Genomic DNA, 23,271 nt, shown 5'->3' with positions numbered 1-23,271 from the left:
ACATCAAGGACATCTAATGAAAGCCACGACAATTGCCATAGCGTTAGCCGCCTGCGCTTGTTTCAAATTAACCACAGGTCAAGCTATGACGTTTAGCGATGCGGCCATAGCGCGTATCGAACAACACTTTCCAAACACCATTAAAACGCTCTACGCTGAGCATAAACTCAAGGGGGATTTTCTTATTGCTGTGGTGGATAACCAGGGGCTACGCTACTGGTATACCATCAACGAACAAGGCACAACGCCTGCAACCAATGGTCTATCACTGCATCGGCCTTTTCTCGTCGCTTCACATACAAAAGCATTTATTGGCACTTTGGCACAACGATTAGCGTCCACCAATCGCTTTGATCTTGATGCCTCACTTGATGTCTATCTAGATGACGAAGTTCGCAACGATGAAATCGCGAAAAAGCAGATCACGATGACTCAGCTACTTAATCACACTGCTGGCTTCACCAGTGTTTTACATACCTTTAAGTCGGCTTTTCTTGGCTATCGAGATGACAATGATCTGATTAACGCGTTAAACACCGACACCCTTGTCATCAGTCCAGGCCAGTTCCGGTATTCGAATACCGGCCCCATATTAGCCGCTCACGCAATGCAGAAAGCAACAGCTACTGATTGGCAACAACTACTGAAAAAAGAAATTTTTAAGCCGTTAGCGATGCATGATAGTAGCGCTTCGCTGAGTGATTATGAAGCAGGCACGGTGTTGCCGAGTATTGAAGTCGGAAAAGACGGTGAGGTTATTCGAACTGGCCTTTACAAGACCGATAAAACATTACATGCTTCCGGTGGAGTCGTGTCCACTTTAGCTGATATGAGTAAGTGGCTGAGCTTTAATCTTAGGGATGGGAAAGAACTATCGTCCTCTGGTAGCTTTTTTAAGCCCCTACATCATGCGACCGCGATACAGCATAAACGCTATTTTACCTATGACCGCACAGGCTACAGTTTAGCTTGGGATATTGCCGATTATCACGATAATGAACTATTAACCCGTTTTGGTGGCTATGGTGGTATCAGTCTGCATGCGTCGTTCATGCCAAAACAGGGAATCGCGGTTGTCGCTTATTTCAATGATGAACGGGGCTTTGTATTGCCCCACTTAGCCGCTAATTATATTTACAATCTGGCATTGTCACCCGATCGTGCACAAGAGCGTTATGAAGAAGAATATCAACTATTTAAACGTAGTTTTGCGAAGCAACAGCAACAAGCCTTAGATGCTGCCAATCAAATTGTATTCAGCCAAGATTGGCAGCCTATGATGGGGATCTATCAGGCTGAACAGGGATGGCCAACAATGGAATTTTTTGTCAAATCCGACCATGTTTGGGCGCGTTGGGGGCTATTGTCTGGTCCATTATACCGACTACCGCATCAGCAAGGGAGTTATGTTGCGGCGTTTGGACCTATCCGCCGAACAATAACCATTCCCTCTCAGCAACAGTCTGTACTTACCTTTCGCAACGGTAGCATTAACTACCAAAAAGTCAGCGACTAATGGTTACCTTTAAAGCCGCCACGGCATAGCCGTATGCTTTTTATCGAGGCAGCTTAGCTATCGCTTGCAAGCGCGCTTTGTGCAGCGCTTGCCCGATAGCGGCGCCGGTTAGGCCAGAAGCGACGATGTCGGCGACGTTGACCGCTGCCGTAGCGACCTGACAGCGACGCAGAAAATCCGCTTGCGGGTAGGGCTTATCGGTATAGCCCAACCGGCCTAGGTGGTCGGCCTGACAGGCGAGTAGAAACTGTTCAAAGCGTTCCGGCTTACGCCAGACGTCGACCGCGTTCAGCAACTTGATGATGGTTGCTGGACGTAATTCCAGCGCTTTATGGCAGTGCAAATGCCATTCGCTCACCAATTTAGCCAATTGTTTATAGTCGTTAGGCATGGCCAGCCGCGCGGCCATGTTGTCGATAACCGCTACGCCCGCTTTTTCGTGACCACGATGACTGGGCCACTCGGCTGCTGGGGTGAGCCCTTTACCAACGTCGTGCAATAACGCCGCTAAGCGTACCCGGGTATCGTCACTCAGCCGTGCGGCTTGCTGCAATACCATCATGGTGTGTACACCAGTATCGATTTCTGGATGCCACTGGGGCGGATTAGGCACACCCCACAAGCGGTCTAGTTCCGGCATTAATATCGCTAGCGCGCCACAGCGACGTAACACCTCAAAGTAGACCTCAGGCTGCGAACTGCGCAACGCGTTCTCGGTCTCGCGCCAAACCCGTTCAGGGCTTAACTGCAGTAATTCGCCGCTATCGGCTAGTTCACGCATCAAGGCTAAGGTTTCGTCGGCGACGCGAAAGCCGTCTTCCGCATAGCGCGCCGCAAACCTTGCCACCCGTAACACCCGTAACGGATCTTCGACAAATGCCGGCGATACGTGTCGCAACAGGCGTGCTTGCAAATCTTGATAGCCGCCATAGGGGTCGATGAGACGACCATCCTCGGCGCGCGCCATCGCGTTCACGGTCAAGTCGCGGCGTAATAAGTCTTCCGTCAGCGTGACCGAACTTGAGCTATCGACTTGAAAGCCGGTATAGCCTTGGCCTTGCTTGCGTTCGGTACGAGCCAGTGCATATTCTTCTTTAGACTGTGGATGTAAGAATACCGGAAAGTCTTTGCCCACTTGCTGATAACCCGCTTTCAGCATATCTTCGGGGGTGGCGCCAACTACCACCCAGTCACGATCGGCCACAGGCTTTTGTAGTAGCTCATCGCGCACAGCACCGCCGACTAAGTAGACTTGCCAATCCTGAGTTTTAGACATGTTGCACAGGCATTCCGAGTAGGGATTTGTTAACAATGATCGCGAATCACTAGCCGCTAAGCAAGTGACTCGTTACACTAAAGTGATTTTTGCTCACAGGGTATCGTCAGGCGACCATGTATTATAACTATTTTGGGCTAACTGAAGCGCCGTTCTCGATTGCGCCAAATCCGCATTATTTGTACTTGAGTGACCGTCACCAAGAGGCGCTGGCGCACTTAAGTTATGGTTTGGAGGGCAGTGGTGGCTTTATTTTGCTGACCGGCGAGGTCGGCACCGGCAAAACCACGGTATCGCGCGCGTTGTTAGAGCGCTTGCCAGAATCGACGCGTACCGCCTTCATTTTAAATCCGATGCTGAATGAGCACGAGTTATTAGCCTCGTTATGCGACGAATTTGGCTTACGTTATGCCAAAAAGACCGCGACCAGCAAAGAGCTTACCGATCGTATCAGTCGTTTTGTGCTGAAAGTACACAGTGAGGGTGGCCAGTGTGTGGTGCTGATCGACGAGGCGCAGCATTTACAACCGCAGGTGTTAGAACAACTGCGCTTATTAACTAATTTAGAAACCGACGAGCGTAAGCTGTTACGAGTCATTTTAATCGGCCAGCCAGAACTGCAAGATCTGCTCAGACGGCGAGAGTTACGGCAACTCGCGCAACGCATAACGGCACGCTACCATCTGCTACCACTGACAGCTGCCGATACCGAACGTTATATTGCCTACCGCACACAGGTGGCGGGCGCTCAACGAGCGTTATTTAGTCGTCCAGCGGTGCAGTGGCTACATAAGCTTAGCGAGGGTGTACCGCGGTTGTTGAATTTGCTTTGTGACCGCGCCTTGTTGGCGGCCTATAATGCCAATGAAAGCCAAGTTTTACCGCGCCATGTCAAAGCCGCGCAAGCAGAAGTCGGGCAGGCTCCTCAGCGGCGTTCTCATACAAATTGGCGTTGGGGCTGGTTGCTGGCGTTGTTGTTGGTGTTGAGTGCAGCCGCTAGTTACGCTTGGTTAACGCAGGTGTCTGGCGCTACCGCCTCTGATGTTGTGGAGAACCAAACTGTCGTTGCTAAAAGCCAGCCTGCGGCGGATGGTAGTGAGCAATTACTGGCCGCCTGGCAATTACCGCAACCTCCTGAGCAGACGGCGTTATGCGATTGGTTACAGCAATACCAGCTGGGTTGCTTACGCGGCCAACTGCGTATCGACCAGTTGCAGGCGATTAATTACCCCTTTTTACTAAAGCTGAGTTCGGGCCGCTATCAGCTCGTGGCAAATCCCTCGGCGCTGACCGAAAGCATCAGTCAGCAGTGGACCGGTGAGTTTTTATTACTATGGCAATTACCGCCTGATTTTAATAATGACGCTGGTCGCTTAGGCGATTGGGTCAAGCGCCAATTACAGCGCCACATCGACCGCGTACCGGATAGTCCTGCAGATGCTTACCGACAGTTACAACAACAGGCAGGACTGCCGGTGAGTGGCGAACTGGATGGTGCAACGATGGCGTGGTTAGCCGCGCGTGCGAGTAAGGGCGGACCGCGCTTACAAACGACCCTTAGCAGTGAATCACGAGGTCAGTAAATAATTATGTCGGCGATCTTAAAAGCATTACGCAAGCAACAATCTCCGCTCCTGCAAGAACGTCATCCGATTGCGGCAGGACTGCTGTCAAATCGGCACGGTTCTGCTGAGGGCCAGGCAACGCTGAAACGCTCATTGTTGGTAGTGACGGCATTGGTTGTCGGTGCTGCGCTTGGCTTCACGCTGCAATATCTGCGCGGGGCCGATAGTGTGATGCTGACTGAAAACAAACGGCCGGCCGCAGAGGGCCAAGCAGCACCACTGTCCGCGAACCATTCAGTACCGCTAAATTGGGGCGAAGCCACTGCTATCCCCGAGGTGCAGTTGAATTGGCGCAATGTTGATACCGTTAGCGTTGAGCCAGCGCAGACTGAGCCGTCTTCAGCGCCCTCAGCATCGTCACAACCCGCATTGCAGACGCTCAACCGCGATGCCGTCTCCCCGGAGTTATTAGCGCGTTTTGAGCAAGCGGTTGCCGCTACTACGAGCGCGGATAACCGACGTCAGCCTGATAGCGTGATCCCGAACTTAACGGAGTTGTCGGCGTCATTTCAGCAGCGTGTGCCTAAATTTGCTTATAACTCACATATGTATTCCTCGTTAGGTCAGCAGCGTTGGATAAAACTGAACGATCGCGTGTTGCGCGAGGGCGACCGTTGGCAAGGCATTGAGGTCGTGTCGATCGAGCCACAACGCACCGTACTTGATTTAAATGGCGAGCTGTTTAGCGTTGAGGCATTAACCGACTGGCAATAATAGCTGCCGCAGTAAGGCATTCGCCGAGCTTGCCAAAGTGGGTCCTTTTCTGCTATTAAAACACCTGTTTGAAACTAGAGTTTGATTCTGTTGAAACGACAGCTTGATTGTCGTGCGTTGTTGGCTTGCGACGCGCGCGTTGTCATCGCTGTTAGCTATAGGGTGAATAACATGGCGGATTATCGAGTACCACGCGAAGACATGCGGTTTCTTTTAAACGACGTTTTTCAAGTGCCTGCCGACTGGCAACAGATGCCGCAGTTGGTTGATATGATGGACGCCGACACCGCCGCGGCGGTGTTAGACGAAGCGGGCAAGTTAGCCGAGGGGTTAATTGCGCCGATGTCGCGCGCCGCGGATGAACAAGGTGTCAGTTTTGACAACGGTGTGGTCACCACACCTGCGGGTTATAAAGAGGCTTTTCAACAACTCGCTGAAGGCGGTTGGGTCGGTGTCACCGCTAACCCTGAATTCGGCGGTATGGGTTTGCCGAAAGTGCTATCGGCACAATACGAAGAAATGCTTTGCTCAGCCGATATCGCCTTTTCGCTATACCCCGGTTTGACTGCTGGCGCTATCATGACGCTCGACTTGCACGGCAGTGAAAGCTTAAAAAACACCTTCTTGCCAGCGCTCATCGAAGGCCGTTGGACCGGTACCATGTGCCTAACCGAAGCTCATGCGGGTACCGATTTAGGTATTATTCGTACAAAAGCCGAACCGGCTAGTGATGGTAGTTTTGCCTTACACGGCAGTAAAATCTTTATCACCGGCGGCGAACACGATTTGGCCGAGAACATTGTTCATTTAGTGTTGGCCAAATTACCCGATGCGCCTGCCGGTACCAAAGGCATCTCGCTGTTTGTCGTGCCGAAGTTTTTGGTTAACGACGATGGTAGCTTAGCCGAACGCAATGCCGTTAGTTGTGGCTCGATTGAACACAAAATGGGTATCCACGGCTCGGCCACTTGCGTGCTTAACTTTGATGGCGCGAAAGGTTGGTTATTAGGTGAACCACACCGTGGCTTAGCGGCGATGTTCACGATGATGAACTATGAACGTTTGGGCGTCGGTATTCAAGGTTTAGGCGCCGCTGAACGGTCCTATCAAAATGCCTTAGCGTATGCCCGAGAACGTTTGCAAGGGCGCGCGGGTACACCACAGCAGCGTACCGAGAACGCCGCCGATCCGCTGCTGGTGCACGGCGACGTGCGCCGCATGTTGCTCACCATGAAATCGCTCATCGAGGGTGGGCGCGCGTTTTCGACCTATGTTGGGCAGCAGCTTGACCGCGCGAAATATGCGGCAGACCAAGCTCAACGCGAACGTGCTGAACAATTAGTGGCGCTACTGACGCCGGTCGCTAAAGCATTTTTAACCGACACCGGGCTAGAGGCAACCATCCATGGTCAGCAGCTCTTTGGCGGTCACGGCTATGTTCGCGAGTGGGGCCAAGAGCAATTAGTACGCGATACCCGTATCGCGCAAATCTATGAGGGCACTAACGGCATTCAAGCGTTAGATTTGCTAGGTCGCAAAGTGGTTGGCTCGGGTGGCGAACTGTTACGACCGTTGTTCGATGATATCCGTGAGTTTATCGCGGCCCCGGTCAGCGGCTGGCAAACGCAATACTTGGTGCTAGAAAATGCGCTCAATAGTCTCGCTGGCGTTAGCGAAGCGATCATCGCTGCCGCTGAATCTGATGCGAACGTGGTCAACAGTGTTGCGGTCGAGTACCTGCACCTGCTGGGCTATGTGTGCTACGCCTATTTGTGGCTACGCATGGCTACGGTGGCCGAGCAGCAAAGCGAGCAAACCGCGTTAACGCACGCGAAAGTGAAAACCGCACGCTTTTACTTTGCTCGCATTTTGCCGCGTATTCATGCTTTAATACCGGCCATTCAAGCTGGCAGCGAAGCCTTATTTGCCTATGAGTACGACGAGTTCTAAAGCATTGCCGACGCCCCAACGTCAGGTGCCTGCAGCACCTGAGGGGGCGTTGATTTTTTATCGTGACAGCCGTCGCCCGCAGGGTTGGGGCGGCTTTTTGCTGGCGCTATGGATGGCGATTTATATTGGCCAAGCGCTGCCATTATGGATCGTGGTCAGCGGCGCCTTGCTGACCATGTTGGTGGTCACCGTCTATATTCTTAAGTTTCGCCCATTACAGGCCATCGCCTGGTTGCACAACGGTCAACTTACCGAGCAACGTTTTTGGCTACCGAAGCGCGTGACTGCGCTTAACGAACCGCCGCAAGTGGTGTATTACGGTGATGGTGAGTGGCTGTTGCAATATCCCGACGGCGACCAGCAGCGGCAGACGGTGGTGGTATTTACCGATAACTTATTGCCTGCAGAGCAGCAGGGCAAAGTGGTTATCCGCCGTATTCAAAGTTAGGTAGCGCTGCTATCTGGTCGCATTTTTGCTTAACAGGGCTTGATGTAATTGTCTGACACTGGCCTCGGCATCGGCCTCAGCCACCAGTAAACACAAGTTATGGCGGCTCGCGCCATGGTTAATCAAACGCACATTGATACCTGCCAATGCGGTAAATAAGCGTGCCGCGAGTTGCGGTGCTTGACTCAAATTACTGCCGACCACCGCCACTAGCGCCAGATCATGCTCAACGCTCACTTGTCCTAGTTGCTGCAATGCTTGCAGCGCCTGTGTGGATAATGCCTGCCGTGAACCTCGTTCATCCAGTGTTAAGGCAACGCTGATTTCTGAGGTGGTGACCAAATCGACCGATACCTGCTGGTCGGCCAAGATGGCGAACACTTTGGCTAGAAAGCCATAGCGGTAAAGCATATCCGGGCTGCTGATTTTGAGTAGCGTTTGCCGCCGGCGTAAAGCCAGTGCTGTGAATTCGCTTTGCTGTGATACCTGGCGTCGGATCAAGGTGCCACGGGATAGCTTATCTTGTTCGATGTTTAGGGTGGAGCCAATAAACACCGGAATGTCAGCGCGCATGGCTGGCCATAGCGTTTTCGGGTGCAGTACGTTGGCGCCAAAGGTCGCCAGTTCAGCCGCTTCTGCAAAGGCTAGCTCAGCAATAGGGTGAGCCTCAGGCACCAGTCTTGGGTCACAGCTATAGAGCCCGGCAACGTCGGTCCAGATTTGTAATTGTCGGGCAGCGCTAGCTTCGGCTAACAATGCCGCGGAATAATCGGAACCGCCGCGACCCAAGGTGGTGGTGTTGCCATGTTGGTCGGCGCCGGTAAAACCTTCGGTAATCTGGATGCCATGACTAACGTCGAGTGCTGCGAGTTGTTGCCGACTCGCTTGCGGGTCGGCCTCGGCATCACCATAGCAACTGTCAGTGCGTAACCAATGCTGCGCAGGCACGTGTTGTGCGGCAATCCCTTGCTGTTGCAGTGCTAAGGTTAGCAGCAAGGCCGAGCAACGTTCACCCAAGCTCAGCAACTGATCTCGGCTGGCGCCCTGACACGCTGTAGCACTGCTGAGTTGCTGTTGGATACTCTGCCAATCGGGTTGTGTTGGCTCCAGTTTAAGCCAATCAGCAAACGCCGTTAGACGTTGCTGTATTTGTTCACGCTGCCGTAGCAATAGCTGTTCGTCAACGGCTCCATCTTTACCGCTATCGGCAATAGCCAGTAAAGCATTGGTGACACCAGCTGGGGCGCTGACGACCACCCAGCGTGCGGCGGGCGTTTGTTGAATAATAACAATACAGCGTTGCATGGCGACCGGGTCGGCCAAACTACTACCACCAAATTTCAGCACATAATGAGCTGCTGAGGAGTGATCCGCTGCGGTCTGGGTGTGTAACTGGGCGCGAGTAGATGCCATGAGTTCTCCATGATATTCGACAACATATTAAGGGAGAGAACTGCCAGGCCTGATATCCATTGAGCATATCCGTTAGCTTGAAGCGCTCCACCCAAAGTTTGGATGACAGCCGACAGGATTCAGCCTGCCTAGCCGATAATCAGCTCGCCGTACCAGTTGATTATCTCGGCGATGCACCCCTAGTTAACGCTTAGCGGTAGAACGGCTACCTAGCGTTAGTTACCTGTGCATCGCACCTCTTCTGTCGGGCATAGTAGAATAAATGCCGACAAAAGCCAACCGTGACTTATGTCCATGTCCGTGGCATGTTAAGCGTCGCTATGGTTCAGTAATAACAACAATAAAGGAGAGTCGATGATGGCTGAGTCAGATGACGGCTTACACATCCGTGGCCGCCTAAGTCGGTTGGCGAATAACATCGGCCCCGGTGCCTTAGTGGCGGCGGCTTTCATCGGCCCGGGAACGGTCGTCACCGCCTCGTTAGCGGGGGCTAACTATGGTTATGCGTTACTTTGGGCATTGCTATTTTCGTTGCTGGCAACCCTCATTTTGCAAGAAATGGCCGCCCGTTTAGGAGTCGTCACGCAACAAGGGCTGGGCGAGAATATCCGCAGTATGGTGAGCAACCGTTGGTTGCGGTTCGGCTGCTTAAGTTTGGTGTTGGCTGCGGTGGTGGTCGGTAACGGCGCTTATCAGGGCGGTAATTTAACCGGCGCCAGCTTAGGTGCCGCTTACTGGACTCAACACTGGCCGTGGTTGGCGCCTAATGACACGCTTTCGAATCCGTTGGCTTTGGTGATTGGCGGTATTGCGTTTTTGCTGCTAGTCAGCGGTAGCTATCGCGTGGTTGAGCGGGTGTTAATCGTCTTGGTGGTAGCGATGAGCGCGGCTTTTATCGTCACCTTTGTTTTGACCGAACCGGATTGGCAGGCGTTATTAACCGGTTTGTCGCTACCGACAATACCGACTGGTGCGGCGTTAACGGTGGTCGCGCTAATCGGCACCACGGTGGTGCCTTACAATTTGTTTTTACATGCCTCGACGGCCGCCACCAAGTGGCGCCGACCTGCACAGTTAGCGCAAGCGCGGCGCGACTTATATATCAGTATTCCTTTGGGTGGACTGATTTCGATGGCGGTATTGGCCACGGCCGCATCCGCCTATTTTGGTCATGCTGCTAGCATTCATGGCGCCGCCGATTTGGCCTTGTCGCTACAACCGTTGTTTGGCGATACCGCGACGCTGATGATGTCGTTAGGACTATTTGCGGCGGGTATTACCTCAGCGTTAACCGCACCGTTAGCCTCTGCTTACGCCTTAAGCGGTATTTTGGGCTATCCTGCCGACTTACGCCATCCGGCTTTTAAAGCCACTTGGATGGTGATTCTGGCGGTCGGCATGCTGGTTGCTTCGTTGGGCTTAGAGCCGGTGAGTTTGATCCTGTTTGCGCAAGTCGCCAACGGTTTATTACTACCGGTTATTTGCGCATTTTTGCTACGCGCGGTGAATCATCCGCGGCTTGGTGAACACGTCAATTCACGCTGGCAAAACCTGTTGGGTGGGGCGGTTTTATTGCTCAGTATCGGACTGGGGGCGCGTAGTTTGTTCAGCGCATTGTTTTAATCGATTTTAGGAAGCTTAGCATGTTTTTGAGAGTGGCGAATAACACGGATTACATGAGTCTTATAGAAATCTGGGAAGCGTCAGTCAGAGCGACCCACGACTTTTTAAAGGAAGATGACTTACAACCGTGTACACGGCCGTTCGTCAATGGATGCTGAGGGCATGCCTTATCCGCTATTACATATGCAGCTAGACGCCCAACTCGGCGCGGGCATCGGCAGGAAGTTGTTTGAGTATCCTTCTGATGTGACAGGCGAGGATAAACTTCATAGATTCCCGCAACGAGTAGAGCGCTAAAACTGCGAACAGCGGAATAGTTAAAAAGCCCCATTGCCATGGTAAGTCCTGCTGAGATTGAAGTGTGCCTATAAGCAGTACAATGAGTAGTAAAGCCATGGCAAAGTTTGCGATGGTGACAATCAGTGAATAACTGAACCAGAGTGCGGCAAATATATCGATGTTGAATCGATAACGACCATTAATAAATTTAATACGGTCAAAAGTTAGGATAAGCTGCCGAAATGAGCAGCGTTGTTGCACGTAGCTATACAGTGTTAGCAGATAATGCTTTTTGCCATTATTGGCGCGTACTCGGTGCGCTTGAAAAAACGCTTCATCCAATACTTGATCACGGAAATGTAAACGCCATTGTTCTGATAATTCGGTATTTTGTGCCGCGCGAGAAAGCAGGCTGAGGCGGTTACGATTAAGCCGAGAGTAATGGCTGAGATATTGATAGATGACGGTTGGTACGCTAATGAAGATAATTGATACCGCCGTTAAAATGATTTTAGGGTCAAAGAAGTCCATATCTTTCTCGCTTTAAATTTTTGACTACATCGCATTTATCGGTTTAAAAGGGGAGGTAAATCTGCGGATAAAGCAACGCGTTCAACGCGACTTTGACCGCTAAAATCTAGCATTTCAAGACGTATCTCAGCGCCACTTAAGCTAATTTCTGCGGTGCGAATATTGTTATAGTCAGCAAGTTTCGCCACTCGTTTGCGTAACCCTAGGTAAGATCTGACCAGCCAAAGTTCGACGTGAGCCGTGCCCATAGCACCGGGATCAAAATTCACCAACTGCAATTGATAGCCATTCGTCAGCGTCCGTTGTGTCAAACTCGGGCGAGGCTGAGCAACGCCCCAAGCCAGCAAACGATAGCCAACAAAAAAAACCAAAAATAGCACCAATAACGCTTCGCGTACCGACTGCCGTTGCACCCATCTAGCAAACCCTATGCAAAAAAGCAGAAAGCTCGCACTACTGATAAGGGCATCGTAAACGAAATGGTTGTCGCTGAAGTGCCAAGCATAAAACCAGTTGTCGGAAACAGCCAACGCGATCAATAACAATGGCTGTATTAATAGTAATAGCGTGATAGAGGTCCGTTTCATTATCACTCGTTATAGTTATCAATAATGCCTTACTGTAAACGAGCTTTATTTGATAAAGCAAAAAAAAGCGGCTCCGCAGAGCCGCTTGTTATTTTCAGCTAAAACCGATGCTTAGTCGCCCAATGACAACAGCGTTGCGTTGCCGCCAACCGCGGTAATGTTGTCGGTACGAGTTTTTTCGGTAATAAAGCGGTGTAAGTAGTGTGGACCACCGGCTTTCGGACCCGTACCCGACATGCCACGGCCACCGAACGGCTGCACACCAACAACTGCACCAATTTGGTTACGGTTGATATAGACGTTACCGACATCGATACGACTCGCGATGTCGTATGAGAAGGTTTCGTTACGGCTGTGGATACCAAAGGTTAAGCCAAAACCAGTACCGTTGATGCTGTCCACCACTTTATCCAACTCTGAGGTTTTATAGCGGATAACGTGCAGGATCGGACCAAAATTCTCTTTTACCAGTTGGCTGATGCTGTCGATTTCGATGGCGGTAGGTGCCACATAAGTTCCCTGTTGGGTTTCATCTGGCATCGGCGCACGCGCAATCAAGCGGCCTGCTTGTTGAATGTCCGATATATGCTGTTCTAGGTTCGACTTGGCCACACCGTCGATAACAGGGCCAACATCGGTTTCGTGCAGCATTGGGTCGCCCACTTTTAGTTCAGCCATGGCGCCTTTCAACAGATCAATCACGCGGTCGGCAATATCGTCCTGTACATACAGTACGCGTAGCGCCGAACAACGTTGACCGGCACTCTTAAAGGCACTGCCAACGACATCGGTAACAACCTGCTCAGGTAGTGCGGTAGAATCGACCATCATGCAGTTCTGACCGCCGGTTTCGGCAATTAACGGTACGATAGCGCCGGTACGCGCCGCTAGCGCACGGTTGATGGCTTGCGCGGTATAGGTCGAACCGGTAAAGCAAACACCGCCGATTTCTTCTTGACTGGTCAGGTAAGAACCGACTTCGGCGCCGCTGCCCGGCATATAGTGTAATACATCACCCGGGATCCCGGCTTCTAGCGCTAATTGCACCGCACGGTAGGCGATTAAGCCGGTTTGTTCGGCGGGCTTAGCGATAACGCAGTTACCGGTCACTAAAGCGGCGGCGACTTGGCCGGTAAAGATAGCCAGCGGGAAGTTCCAAGGGCTAATACAAATGAACGTACCACGACCCTCAACCATCAGTTCGTTGGTTTCACCGGTTGGCCCCGGCAATTTGATGGGGCCACCCATCAGCTCACGCGCTTGTGTGGCATAATAACGACAGAAGTCGACCGCCTCACGTACTTCATCAATACCGTCTTGCAAGCCTTTGCCGGCTTCTAAACTACATAGTGCGATCAGTTCGTTAAAGTTCGCCTCTAATAAGTCGGCCCACTTTTCGAGAGCCGTAGCGCGCTCGTCTGCGCTAGTGTCACGCCAGCGTTTATAAGCTTTGTTAGCGGCCGTTAAAGCTTTTTCAGAAAGCTTTTTATCGCCCCAATAAATTCGACCGACTTGCTGTTGCAAGTTCTGTGGGCTAGTGATCGAGACACTGTGTTCGGTGTCCACGGTTTCGCCGTTCACGATAGGACCGGCTTGCCATTGCTTATCACGGTACTGCTGTACCGCGGCCAAAAAGTCATCTGCTTGTGAGTGAATGTTCATATTCAATCCTGCCGAGTTTTTGCGCTCGCCGTAAATGTCGGCTGGCAGCGGAATTTTGTGGTTCGCTAACGAAGGACGTTGTGCGAGAGTCGTCATTGGGTGGACTACCAGCTCTTTCACCGGCGTTTGCGGATCCAGCAACTTGTGTACAAATGACGAGTTCGCACCGTTTTCTAATAAACGACGAACCAAGTAGGGCAATAGGTCTTTATGCTGACCGACCGGTGCGTAAATACGCACGGTCAGATCGCTTTGCTGCTCTAATAGCGTGTCATAGAGAGCCTGACCCATACCGTGTAAGCGTTGAAACTCAATACGACGTTTATGCACCTGATTCATGTGTTGAATCGACACCACGGTTTGCGCGTTATGAGTCGCAAACTGCGGATAAATAGCGCCATCGGTATCATCGCTTAGCAAGTAGCGTGCACAAGCCAGATAAGACACATCGGTGCCCGCTTTGCGAGTAAATACGGGGTAACCGCTGAGGCCGTTTTGTTGGCACAACTTAATTTCGGTATCCCAGTAGGCGCCTTTTACCAAGCGTACAGGAATTTCATCGCCACACTCGCGTGCTAATGCGGTTATCCAGCACAGTGTCGGCAGTGCTCGTTTAGAATAAGCCTGTACCACCAAACCAAAACGTGGCCAGCCCTTACAGACGCCGCTACGATAAACCTTCTCGAACAGCTCCATCGACAGTTCATGACGATCGGCCTCTTCGGCATCAATAGTCACGCCCACATCGGCCTCTTTCGCCAACTTCACTAATTCGGTTAAGCGGCTGGCTAATTCGGTCAGCACACGCTCATGATTGGCGGCGTCGTAACGCGGATGCAATGCCGACAACTTGATCGAAATCGTCGGGCGCGGTGCGTCTGGATTGTTAAAATCTTCTTTGGCGACGGTTTTAATCGAATTGACGTAATCGTCAAAATAACGGTCGGCGTCGCGCATGGTTAGGGCGGCTTCACCGAGCATATCGTAGGCGTGGGTATAGCCCTTATCGCGGTTATCGCGGCTCTCTTTTAGCGCTTCGTGAATGTTTCGACCCAGCACGAATTGCTTACCCATAATACGCATGGCGGTATAAGTTGCTTTGCGCACAATGGGGCTGCCTAAGCGGCGCAGCATACGACGGAAACTGTTACGTGGTGTTTCCATCGCAGTGCCGGTGGGGTTGATGACATTGTTGGTCAATGCCAACGCCCAAGTGCCGGAATTGACTAGCCATGAGGCACTTTTGCCCATGTGTTTTTGCCAGTCGCCTGCCGACAGACGGTCCTGAATCAGAGCATCTGCGGTGGTTGCATCAGGAATGCGCAGCAAAGCCTCGGCAAGGCACATCAACATAATGCCTTCCTTGGTATCTAGGCTGTACTCCTGCAAGAAGGCGTCGACCATATTGTCGTCTGTCGACCCACGAACTTGCTCAACCAGTTTTGTTGCCCGCTCGGTTACTGCACTGACGGTATCATCATCATCTGGCACCAACGACATGAGCTCTTCCATATAAGCATTTTCATCGACAATGTAATTATCGGTAATGGCTTTTTGTAAGAGCTCTAAATCGGAACCTTGATGTGATTGGGTCAGTACCTCACTTGCTTTAAACATAGCATCTCCTGTAAGGCCCTACCGAATCTGGTAAGTATTTCCCGATGATAGATCGGGCGCCAGTATAGACTTATTTTTTCCCTTGTGAAGCCTATCAACGCGCCCACGGTGCATTTTTTGTGCGACGGTGTCAATACGCTTTCCGACAACCGTCTGTTGACCCGCGGTAAACGAGTCAGTACCTTATCTGCAAATCATCTTTTTGGGCCGATTTTCAGGCCATATGTCGGCGCTTTGCGCCAGGGATTCAGACCATGTCTCAAGAGCTTGAGTTGAAGTTACTGATCGAGCCTCAACAACGTGAAGCTGCGTTACAGCTATGCCAAACTATTGCATCGGGTCGAATCCCTGTAGTCAGCCAATTGGCTAATACTTATTACGACACCGACGATCTGCGTTTAAGACAGTTCGATATAGGGTTACGTATTCGGCGCGATAACGATCAGTTGGAACAAACGGTTAAACTTGCTGGGCGTGTCATCGGTGGTATGCACAGCCGACCTGAGTACAACCTGCCGATGGTTGAAAATAAGCCCGATTTAACGCTATTCAAAGAAGATATTTGGCCACCAGACTTCCCGTTATTCGACGTACAGCGCCAACTCAACGCCATTTTCACCACGGATTTTACGCGTCATTGTTGGCAGCTGCCCAGCGCTGACGGGCAAATCGAATTAGTATTCGATGAGGGTGAGGTCATTGCCGGTGAGCAGCGTCAGCCGTTGTGCGAAATCGAATTGGAACTGCAAGGTGGCTCACTCGAACAGGCGTTTCAACTAGCGCGTCAACTGATCAAAAAGGTGGGGGCGCGTATTGGCGTGTTGTCGAAAGCGGCGCGTGGCTATTTGTTGGCACAAAAGTCAATTTTAGAGCCGTTCACGCAAGCGCATTTTGTTGCTGTAAAAACTGACGACAACGTTGCCAGCGGCTTGTACCGTGCGCTTGAGTATGCACTGAAGCATTGGCAACACAACGATGCTTGTTTACAAGAGCACAGTACGGTGCGCGCCGCCAGTGGCGTTGCTGATGGCATGCGGCTATGCAAAGTGGTGCTGCAACAGTTAGCCAATTTAGACATTGACGTTAGCGATCTGCTTTTAAAACTGGAGCGGGTTCAGAATCATTTTAGCTGGTTAAAGCGATACGACGGTTTAGCTGAGTTAATTGCCGAAGATGGCGCCTATCACCGCTCGTTAAAGCGACAAAGCGAGTTATTTGAAAGTTTACAACAAGCGCAGCAACATGAGTTACAACTGACTCAGGTCAATCAAGTACGACGTCAGGCCGACTATCAATTGGTGTTATTAAATTTGGCCTGGTTACTGCAGCAACAGCCGCAAACAGAGGCTATGCAAGAAGCTCTTAGCGGCTGGGCGACTAATTTACTGCGCGACGACTGGCAGCGCGTACTAACGTTGGTCGAACGTGATGAAGAATTGCGTGCCGAGCATTATTTGAAACTCCTGCCGACGTTACAGCACAGCTTGCAACTGGGCGTGTGCTTTGGCCAGTTGTTCGATAGCGAGCTACGCGATGAGTTTCGCGCCCCTTGGTTGGATATGGTGCGAGGTATCCGCGAAATCAGCGCGTTAAATATACTTCGAGATGAGATTAAAGCGCAGGCTGAACACCATCAAAACGACAGTGAGCAAATCGATAAGCTACTGAACTGGCAAGAAGAGCAACTGGAGTCGCTGATGTACGCGTTGGAGCGCTCGCGGCGAGCGGCGTTAAAGCGTGAAGCGTACTGGTTTAATTAATATTATGGTAACGGCAGCACCATCACCCATGTCAGAACATCAGCAGCAAGCTGCGCAACTTGCTTGGCAACGCTGGTGCGAGCAAGCGGATACTGTGGCAAGCTGGCCACAGGCACGCCAGCAGCAGTGGCAACAACTGTTATCCCTCAGTCCCTTTTTGGCGCGAGTGACCGAGCAACAGGCGCAGCCTTTTGCTGAATTAGTCGAACAATGCTGGCCGCAGCTGAACTCGCCTGACCGCTATGCAACGACTTTACAGCGCGAACTGGCAGAGTGTCACGACGAGAAGAGCCTACAGCGCCTATTACGTCAGTATCGCCAGCGCTGGATGGGCTATTTGGCCGCTCTCGACATGGCGGGGGAATTAGCCTTAGCTGACTCATTGGCACATTATACCGCGATAGCCGATGCCATGATCCAACAAGCCTTAGACTGGCACTATCGCCGTTTTTGCCAACGCTACGGCAGCCCTAGTTTGAGTACCGGCGAGGCGCAGCCGCTGTTGGTACTCGGCATGGGCAAACTGGGTGGGCGCGAACTTAACTTCTCATCCGATATTGACCTTATCTTTGTCTATCCAGAGCAGGGTGAAGTCACCAGCGAACGCGGTAAGCGCACCGAGCACAGCGTATTTTTTACGCGCTTGGCGCAAGCGTTGATAGCCGCGCTAGATCAGCAAACCGGCGACGGTCAAGTGTTTCGCGTTGATATGCGTTTGCGGCCGTTTGGCCAGTCAGGTCCGCTGGTGGCAAGCATGGCTGCCATTGAACACTATTATCAAGAGCAGGGCCGCGATTGGGAGCGTTATGCGATGGTCAAAGCGCGGCTAATTAATCCCTGTGGTGATTATCAGCAGCAGCTTGATGACTTGCTTCGTCCCTTCGTTTATCGACGCTACATCGATTTCAGTGCGATTGAAGCGCTGCGCAAAATGAAGGTATTGATCAGTCAAGAAGCGCGCCGGCAGGGTTTACGCGACAACATAAAGCTCGGTCAAGGTGGGATCCGCGAAATTGAATTTATCGCCCAATCATTTCAGCTGATCCGAGGTGGCCGTGAGCGACGATTACAAACACGCTCGCTTTATCAAGCGTTAACTGAAATCGCTGAACTGAATTTACTAGAGCCTGAAACTGTTGCTAATTTACGTGAAAGTTATGAATTTTTGCGTAAATTAGAGCATCATTTGCAGCAAATCGATGATCAGCAGACGCAGACACTACCGGCAGACGATGACAACCGGCAGCGCTTATTAGTGCTTTATCAGTGCTCGCAATGGTCACAGTTAATGAGCTGTATCGACGCGCACATGGCGCGTGTACATGGCACTTTTCAACAGGTGATTGGCGACGCTCCCGATACCAGCGAAGAACAAGACAGCCAATGGCAAGTGCTTTGGCAAGACATGCTGGAAGAGGAAGCGGCACTAGACATCTTGAGCGGTCAGGGCGTGCAGGATGGCGAAGCCATTTGGAAGCAGGTCAGTGTGCTCCGTGAAGAGGCACGTCGACGTGGCTCAGGTCCGCGCGGACGCAAAGCTATGGCCACTTTAGTGCCGTTACTGCTGGACCGAATTTTACTACAACAGCAGGCGCCGGAGTTGTTACAACGAGTATTTGCCGTACTCAAGGCGATCATGAGCCGTACCGCATATGTAGAACTCTTGGTGGAAAATCCCGGCGCCCGTGAACAACTGGTTAAACTCTGTGCCGCTAGCTCATGGATTGCTCATCAATTAGCACATTTTCCGATCCTGTTGGACGAGTTAATCGACCCGCAGCACCTGTATCAGTTGCCCGCATTAGATGATTACGAGCGCCTGTTGAACGATTATTTAGTGCGTATTCCTGAGCAAGATTTAGAAGTGCAAATGGATGTACTGCGTCAAGCTAAGCAGGCGTTACAGCTAAAAATTGCGGCGGCTGACATCAGTGGTGCGGTGCCGTTAATGAAGGTTAGCGATCACTTAAGTGCGCTTGCCGAGGCTGTCATCGCCCTGGTTGTGCAGCTAGCATGGCAGCAGTTACAGCAAAAGCACGGCGTGCCGCCGGGACGTAACCTTGAAGACACCGGTTTCGCGGTGCTGGCATACGGCAAACTAGGTGGTATTGAGCTTGGTTATGGTTCGGATTTGGATCTGGTTTTTGTGTGTGACGCCGATTATCAGCAGCAAACCGACGGCGCGCGACCGCTGGAAGTACAACAGTTTTATTTGCGCTTAGCACAACGCATTCTGCACTTATTCACCACTCGTACCATGAGTGGCGTACTGTACGAGGTTGATTTACGGTTACGGCCATCGGGACAAGCCGGTTTATTGGTAACCCAGCTAGACAGTTATGCCCGCTATTTGAAAGAGGACGCCTGGACTTGGGAGCAGCAAGCACTGGTACGGGTACGTACGGTATTTGGTTGCCGACAATTAGCCGAGCGGCTTAAAGTCATTCGTGCGGCGATGCTACAACAACCGCGACAACTCAAGGTGTTGCGGCAAGAGATCCTCGACATGCGCGAGAAAATGCGCGAACACTTACGGCCTAACCAGCAGCGGCGACCGCTGGCAACTCACGGCCAGACCGCGACCGAACAGTTTGATCTAAAACAAGACGCGGGTGGCATTACCGATATTGAATTTATTGCCCAATACTTGGTGTTGGCGCATAGCCACGAGCAGCCGTCGTTAACCACTTACACCGATAATATTCGGGTACTGACTGCGGCACAAGAAGTGGGATTATTAACGCTACAACAAGCGCAGGACTTGATCACCGCCTACCAGAGTTTACGTGCTGAAGCCCATCAGTTGGCGTTGCAAGAACAGCCGGCGTTAACCACTAACGACTTTAACGCCGAACGGCGTGCGGTAGAGCGTATTTGGCAGTCATTGCTGTTGTCGTAGGTTTGGCAATGGTTGTTCATCGGTTTGCTCATCGACGTCGGTGTCTGTGTTGGCGTTGGCTGCTTGACCTACGGCATAACAGTTGCTGGGTAATTGCTCGGCAGCTTGTTCGTCGCTGATCACTAGCGCCCGCTGTGTAGAACATAAATAGGCGTTGATGTTATCCATAAAATCATGATTGACGGTACGCGCCACGCGGTCGATGGCACCGGTAAAGGTGTCGTCGATTTGGAACGCCGATTTCACCACGTAATCTCTGTCCAACCACCAAATGAAGTTAATGTCGCGTTGACGCGCGATGCTCTCTAAGCGTTGCTTGACGGTATCATTTTCCATAAACCAAAATTGGTCGCGCTCACCACGCCAGTCGCCGACTAATGGGTTATCACTGGTGAGGTTAGCCAAGACTTGGCCGAGAGACTTGTTTGAGCGGGTCAATTCAATTACGTAAATACTATCTTCGTGGTCACCGGGAAATAGGCTACTGGTGATACCTGCAAAAAACCGTGAGATATTATTTTGCATGTTATCGATGGAGGTTTGCTGAAAGGCGCTGCGTTTGGCAAAGCCGGAGCCAGTGACGGTATTGCCGGTGTTGTAACCGGTGAACAACTGCTCACGGAAGAACAATAATAAGCCGCCTATCAGCACGATAAATAGTATTAAAAACCAGTGTGTGCCGTTGAGCGCTTTCTTAGGCGGCTGCTGTCGTTTAGTCGAACGTGACCGTGGCATTGGGCTAACTCCTGAACAAAGTACTTTGCAGAATTATTACCCATCTACAACGCTTTATCAGCGGTAATAATCGTCCATATCTTCTTGCGGCCGTGTTTTAAAACGTCGGTGTACCCATAAATACTGCGTTGGCGCGTGCATGATCGCGGTCTCTACCGCTTGATTGACCTGTCGCGCATCGAGCTCATCATCACCGCTTGGAAACTCGCTTAACGGTGGATAATAAACCAGATCGTAGCCGCTGTAGTCTTCGCGTCGTTTACACGAGGTCGGTATCACGGCGCAATTGGCGGCGCCCGCAAACATCGCTGTACCGGTAGTGGTGCTAGCGTCGGGGACAGCGAAAAAGGGCACAAACACCGAGCGCTTACGACCATAATCCTGATCGGGTAAGTAACCGCAAATATCACCACCGCGTAAGGCTTTTAGCATGCCACGAACATCGGTGCGTTTCACCATATATTTGTTGGCGCGAGCGCGGCCACGGGTTTGTAGAAATTCCATAACGGCATTGTTGTGTGGCCGGTATAAACCGACACCGGGGCAAATGTAACCTTGAATACGCGCTTGCATTTCTAAGCTGAGGAAGTGGAATAACAGCATTAAAATGCCTTTGCCTTCAGCTTGGGCTTGCTCGACATAATGCAAGTTGTGCACATGCATTTTGCGCTTTACGCGCCAAGTCGGCCACCACCACGCCATACCGGTCTCAAAAAAGGCGATACCGGTATTGATCATGTTCTCGCGGGTCATGGTCTCGATGTCGCTGTGAGACTTGTCGGGAAATGACAGGCTAAGGTTACGGCGAGCTATGTCGGCACGTTTGGGTACCAGTTTATAAAACAGCAAACCTAAACCTTTGCCTAAGCCGATTTGTAAGCGGTAGGGTAGCCATGAAATGACATATAGAATAATAACGCCAAGCCAAGTCAGCCAGTATTTGGGCGCTAATAAGTTGATGCTGAAGCGTGGTTTATTGATCACAGCGGATAACCTACATCTTGTTAACTGCCTGTATGGTAGCCGATCCAGGCCCTAGGCTCCAGTTGCTATCGGTGATGGCAGTATTAAAAAAGGCGCCGATAGGCGCCTTGTTAAGCATATCTAAGCTTATTCAGCCGCTGTGCCTTGGGCGTTTTCGCTTAAGCTTTGACTAATGGCAATTAAGTCACGTTCTTCAATGTTGCCTGATTGCTGTTTCAGCGTCAGGATTTGACGAATGTAGCCATAACGCGCTTCGGATAAATTACGACGTGCGTTAAACAAGTTACGAGTGCTTTGTAACACGTCGACAATGGTACGTGTACCGACTTCGAAACCGGCTTGTGTAGCTTTTAACGCGCTTTCAGCCGAGACCACAGCTTGTTCCAGTGCTTTGATGCTCGACATCGACGCGACCACATCATAAAACGCGGTACGGACTTCACGCTCAACGCTACGACGCACACGCTCGAGTTCTTCGCTAGCGGCGACGTAATTTTCACGTGCTTGTTCGGTTTCTGCGGTGGTACGGAAACCACTGAAAATTGGCACGTTTAAGTTGATACCAATCGACTGAGAATCCAAACGTGGCAAGTTAGTCTCGTTCTCCACACCCTCAGAACTGATGGTGCTGGTCATATCCGATGTGCCATAACTGGCGTCCAAGCTGACCGTTGGGTAATGGCCTGACTTAGCTAAATCGATTTGCTGCTCAGCGATATCTAGGGTGACGCGCTCGACCATCAAGGTTAAGCTTTTTTCTTCGGCTAACTTGATCCAAGAGTCAACGGTTGCCGGGCTTGGCGATACCGGAGAGAACTTATCGGTGTCTAGTGATGCCAACGAACGGTGATATTGACCGGTGATCTCGCGTAGGCTCTCACGTGCAACTTCGACGGCGTTCTGCGCCTGAATTTCGGCAGCGACTGCGCTATCGAACTGTGCCTGCGCTTCATGCACATCGGTGATAGCGGTCAAGCCGACCGAGAAACGTTGCTTGGTTTGTTCTAACTGACGTTCGATGGCACGTTTTTCGGCGGTGGCGAAAGACAAGTCATCTTTACGTTGTAGTACGGTAAAGTAAGCATTTACCACACGTAACATCAGCTGTTGCTTAGCATTGTAGTAACTGACTTCGGCTTGATAGGCTTGTTTTTCAGCGATGTCAGACTGCTCCCAAACACCCATATTAAATAAGGTTTGGCTTAATTGAATCTGCGCGTCCCAGCCGTCACTTTCGCGTTCAAACACGAACAGGTTACCTTGATCGTTAGCCTGAGCACTTTCTTGCTTGCTGCGCGCGTAACCGGCTTGACCCTGAATTTGTGGCCAGAAACTCGCGTTGGCGATGTCCACGTTCTTCTGAGCTGCGCGACGCTGGGCTTCAGCTTGCAACAACTGGGGATCGTGTTTAAGTGCTAATTGATAAATGTCTGCTAAGTTGTCCGCGCTTGCGCTGAAGCTTCCTGCGCTGACCGCGAGGCCAATTACTACGGATAAGAAATGCTTTTTCATCGTCAACCGTATCCCTTTTATTGCAATATTCGAATCGTGGACTGTTCAAAATCTGAGCCTGTATTTTACATACACGGCTGAATGATTACCAGCTTAACCTTGAGTTTACCTATTTAGACGTCATGTCGTAAGGTAAAGTT

Annotated in this window: 16 protein-coding genes and 1 riboswitch; of the genes, 8 read left to right on the top strand and 8 right to left on the bottom strand. The window is 51.3% G+C overall.

What is annotated here, in order from left to right:
• Positions 1 to 16 precede the first annotated feature (16 nt).
• Positions 17 to 1,516: a serine hydrolase domain-containing protein gene (locus A10D4_RS07590; protein ID WP_008488757.1), complete on the top strand. Its 1,500-nt coding sequence runs from the start codon at positions 17 to 19 to the stop codon at positions 1,514 to 1,516.
• Positions 1,517 to 1,556: 40 nt separating this feature from the next.
• Here A10D4_RS07590 and A10D4_RS07585 read toward each other — a convergent pair whose 3' ends face one another.
• Positions 1,557 to 2,792, bottom strand: coding sequence for a multifunctional CCA addition/repair protein (locus tag A10D4_RS07585; RefSeq protein WP_008488756.1), 1,236 nt, complete (start codon positions 2,790 to 2,792; stop codon positions 1,557 to 1,559).
• A 116-nt stretch (positions 2,793 to 2,908) separates the two neighbouring features.
• Here A10D4_RS07585 and A10D4_RS07580 point away from each other — a divergent pair, with 116 nt between their 5' ends.
• The 4 genes from A10D4_RS07580 to A10D4_RS07565 all read left to right on the top strand — a co-directional run bounded on the left by A10D4_RS07580 (position 2,909) and on the right by A10D4_RS07565 (position 7,529).
• The gene (locus tag A10D4_RS07580) at positions 2,909 to 4,375 is read left to right on the top strand and encodes an ExeA family protein (protein WP_008488755.1); all 1,467 of its coding nucleotides are present in this window, start codon (positions 2,909 to 2,911) and stop codon (positions 4,373 to 4,375) included.
• 6 nt (positions 4,376 to 4,381) lie between these two features.
• Complete coding sequence (locus tag A10D4_RS13650; RefSeq protein WP_008488753.1) at positions 4,382 to 5,131, top strand: general secretion pathway protein GspB; 750 nt, start codon at positions 4,382 to 4,384, stop codon at positions 5,129 to 5,131.
• A 171-nt stretch (positions 5,132 to 5,302) separates the two neighbouring features.
• A complete protein-coding gene (locus A10D4_RS07570; RefSeq protein WP_008488751.1) occupies positions 5,303 to 7,081 on the top strand; it encodes an acyl-CoA dehydrogenase C-terminal domain-containing protein in 1,779 nt (592 codons plus the stop codon).
• Complete coding sequence (locus tag A10D4_RS07565) at positions 7,062 to 7,529, top strand: hypothetical protein (protein ID WP_008488749.1); 468 nt, start codon at positions 7,062 to 7,064, stop codon at positions 7,527 to 7,529. The genes A10D4_RS07570 and A10D4_RS07565 overlap by 20 nt, the downstream gene beginning before the upstream one ends.
• A 9-nt stretch (positions 7,530 to 7,538) precedes the next feature.
• Here A10D4_RS07565 and lysC read toward each other — a convergent pair whose 3' ends face one another.
• On the bottom strand, positions 7,539 to 8,942 hold the full coding sequence (lysC, locus tag A10D4_RS07560) for a lysine-sensitive aspartokinase 3 (RefSeq protein WP_008488748.1): 1,404 nt from the start codon (positions 8,940 to 8,942) through the stop codon (positions 7,539 to 7,541).
• A 72-nt stretch (positions 8,943 to 9,014) separates the two neighbouring features.
• Positions 9,015 to 9,191, bottom strand: a riboswitch (Lysine riboswitch).
• A gap of 105 nt (positions 9,192 to 9,296) precedes the next feature.
• On the opposite strand from lysC, the gene A10D4_RS07555 reads away from it, so the two are divergent.
• A complete protein-coding gene (locus tag A10D4_RS07555) occupies positions 9,297 to 10,565 on the top strand; it encodes an Nramp family divalent metal transporter (protein WP_237738535.1) in 1,269 nt (422 codons plus the stop codon).
• A gap of 189 nt (positions 10,566 to 10,754) precedes the next feature.
• Here the strand turns inward: A10D4_RS07555 and A10D4_RS07550 are convergent, their stop codons facing one another.
• From A10D4_RS07550 to putA, 3 genes are all read right to left on the bottom strand, one after another.
• Positions 10,755 to 11,375, bottom strand: a complete 621-nt coding sequence (locus A10D4_RS07550) for a hypothetical protein (protein ID WP_008488746.1) — start codon at positions 11,373 to 11,375, stop codon at positions 10,755 to 10,757.
• Positions 11,376 to 11,410: 35 nt separating this feature from the next.
• Positions 11,411 to 11,962: a hypothetical protein gene (locus A10D4_RS07545; protein WP_008488745.1), complete on the bottom strand. Its 552-nt coding sequence runs from the start codon at positions 11,960 to 11,962 to the stop codon at positions 11,411 to 11,413.
• Between the two features lie 111 nt (positions 11,963 to 12,073).
• Positions 12,074 to 15,241: a bifunctional proline dehydrogenase/L-glutamate gamma-semialdehyde dehydrogenase PutA gene (gene putA / locus A10D4_RS07540; protein WP_008488744.1), complete on the bottom strand. Its 3,168-nt coding sequence runs from the start codon at positions 15,239 to 15,241 to the stop codon at positions 12,074 to 12,076.
• Positions 15,242 to 15,495: 254 nt separating this feature from the next.
• On the opposite strand from putA, the gene A10D4_RS07535 reads away from it, so the two are divergent.
• Positions 15,496 to 17,001: a CYTH domain-containing protein gene (locus tag A10D4_RS07535; RefSeq protein WP_008488743.1), complete on the top strand. Its 1,506-nt coding sequence runs from the start codon at positions 15,496 to 15,498 to the stop codon at positions 16,999 to 17,001.
• A 28-nt stretch (positions 17,002 to 17,029) separates the two neighbouring features.
• Positions 17,030 to 19,900: a bifunctional [glutamate--ammonia ligase]-adenylyl-L-tyrosine phosphorylase/[glutamate--ammonia-ligase] adenylyltransferase gene (gene glnE, locus A10D4_RS07530; RefSeq protein ID WP_156812102.1), complete on the top strand. Its 2,871-nt coding sequence runs from the start codon at positions 17,030 to 17,032 to the stop codon at positions 19,898 to 19,900.
• On the opposite strand, the gene A10D4_RS13645 is transcribed toward glnE, so the two are convergent.
• The 3 genes from A10D4_RS13645 to tolC form a co-directional block, all read right to left on the bottom strand.
• A complete protein-coding gene (locus tag A10D4_RS13645; RefSeq protein WP_008488740.1) occupies positions 19,883 to 20,635 on the bottom strand; it encodes a TcpQ domain-containing protein in 753 nt (250 codons plus the stop codon). The genes glnE and A10D4_RS13645 overlap by 18 nt on opposite strands.
• A gap of 57 nt (positions 20,636 to 20,692) precedes the next feature.
• Positions 20,693 to 21,619 (bottom strand): LpxL/LpxP family Kdo(2)-lipid IV(A) lauroyl/palmitoleoyl acyltransferase, encoded by a 927-nt coding sequence (gene lpxL, locus A10D4_RS07520; RefSeq protein ID WP_008488739.1) that lies wholly within the window; start codon positions 21,617 to 21,619, stop codon positions 20,693 to 20,695.
• A 126-nt stretch (positions 21,620 to 21,745) separates the two neighbouring features.
• Positions 21,746 to 23,131 carry an outer membrane channel protein TolC gene (gene tolC, locus A10D4_RS07515; protein WP_008488738.1) on the bottom strand — a complete coding sequence of 462 codons (1,386 nt, stop codon included), beginning with the start codon at positions 23,129 to 23,131 and terminating at the stop codon, positions 21,746 to 21,748.
• Positions 23,132 to 23,271: the final 140 nt, after the last annotated feature.

This window comes from Idiomarina xiamenensis 10-D-4, from assembly GCF_000299895.1.
Lineage (GTDB): Bacteria > Pseudomonadota > Gammaproteobacteria > Enterobacterales > Alteromonadaceae > Idiomarina > Idiomarina xiamenensis.
Note: the sequence above shows the minus strand (reverse complement) of the source record. Positions and strands in the feature narration are given on the sequence as shown.

Excerpts from the sequence above, each read along its gene's own strand:
- A10D4_RS07590 (WP_008488757.1), top strand. The coding sequence starts at position 17 with ATGAAAGCCACGACAATTGCCATAGCGTTAGCCGCCTGCGCTTGTTTC.
- A10D4_RS07580 (WP_008488755.1), top strand. The coding sequence starts at position 2,909 with ATGTATTATAACTATTTTGGGCTAACTGAAGCGCCGTTCTCGATTGCG.
- putA (WP_008488744.1), bottom strand. The coding sequence starts at position 15,241 with ATGTTTAAAGCAAGTGAGGTACTGACCCAATCACATCAAGGTTCCGAT.
- A10D4_RS07555 (WP_237738535.1), top strand. The coding sequence starts at position 9,297 with ATGATGGCTGAGTCAGATGACGGCTTACACATCCGTGGCCGCCTAAGT.
- A10D4_RS07535 (WP_008488743.1), top strand. The coding sequence starts at position 15,496 with ATGTCTCAAGAGCTTGAGTTGAAGTTACTGATCGAGCCTCAACAACGT.
- A10D4_RS13650 (WP_008488753.1), top strand. The coding sequence starts at position 4,382 with ATGTCGGCGATCTTAAAAGCATTACGCAAGCAACAATCTCCGCTCCTG.
- A10D4_RS07565 (WP_008488749.1), top strand. The coding sequence starts at position 7,062 with ATGAGTACGACGAGTTCTAAAGCATTGCCGACGCCCCAACGTCAGGTG.
- tolC (WP_008488738.1), bottom strand. The coding sequence starts at position 23,131 with ATGAAAAAGCATTTCTTATCCGTAGTAATTGGCCTCGCGGTCAGCGCA.
- A10D4_RS07570 (WP_008488751.1), top strand. The coding sequence starts at position 5,303 with ATGGCGGATTATCGAGTACCACGCGAAGACATGCGGTTTCTTTTAAAC.
- A10D4_RS13645 (WP_008488740.1), bottom strand. The coding sequence starts at position 20,635 with ATGCCACGGTCACGTTCGACTAAACGACAGCAGCCGCCTAAGAAAGCG.
- lysC (WP_008488748.1), bottom strand. The coding sequence starts at position 8,942 with ATGGCATCTACTCGCGCCCAGTTACACACCCAGACCGCAGCGGATCAC.
- glnE (WP_156812102.1), top strand. The coding sequence starts at position 17,030 with ATGTCAGAACATCAGCAGCAAGCTGCGCAACTTGCTTGGCAACGCTGG.
- A10D4_RS07585 (WP_008488756.1), bottom strand. The coding sequence starts at position 2,792 with ATGTCTAAAACTCAGGATTGGCAAGTCTACTTAGTCGGCGGTGCTGTG.
- A10D4_RS07550 (WP_008488746.1), bottom strand. The coding sequence starts at position 11,375 with ATGGACTTCTTTGACCCTAAAATCATTTTAACGGCGGTATCAATTATC.
- A10D4_RS07545 (WP_008488745.1), bottom strand. The coding sequence starts at position 11,962 with ATGAAACGGACCTCTATCACGCTATTACTATTAATACAGCCATTGTTA.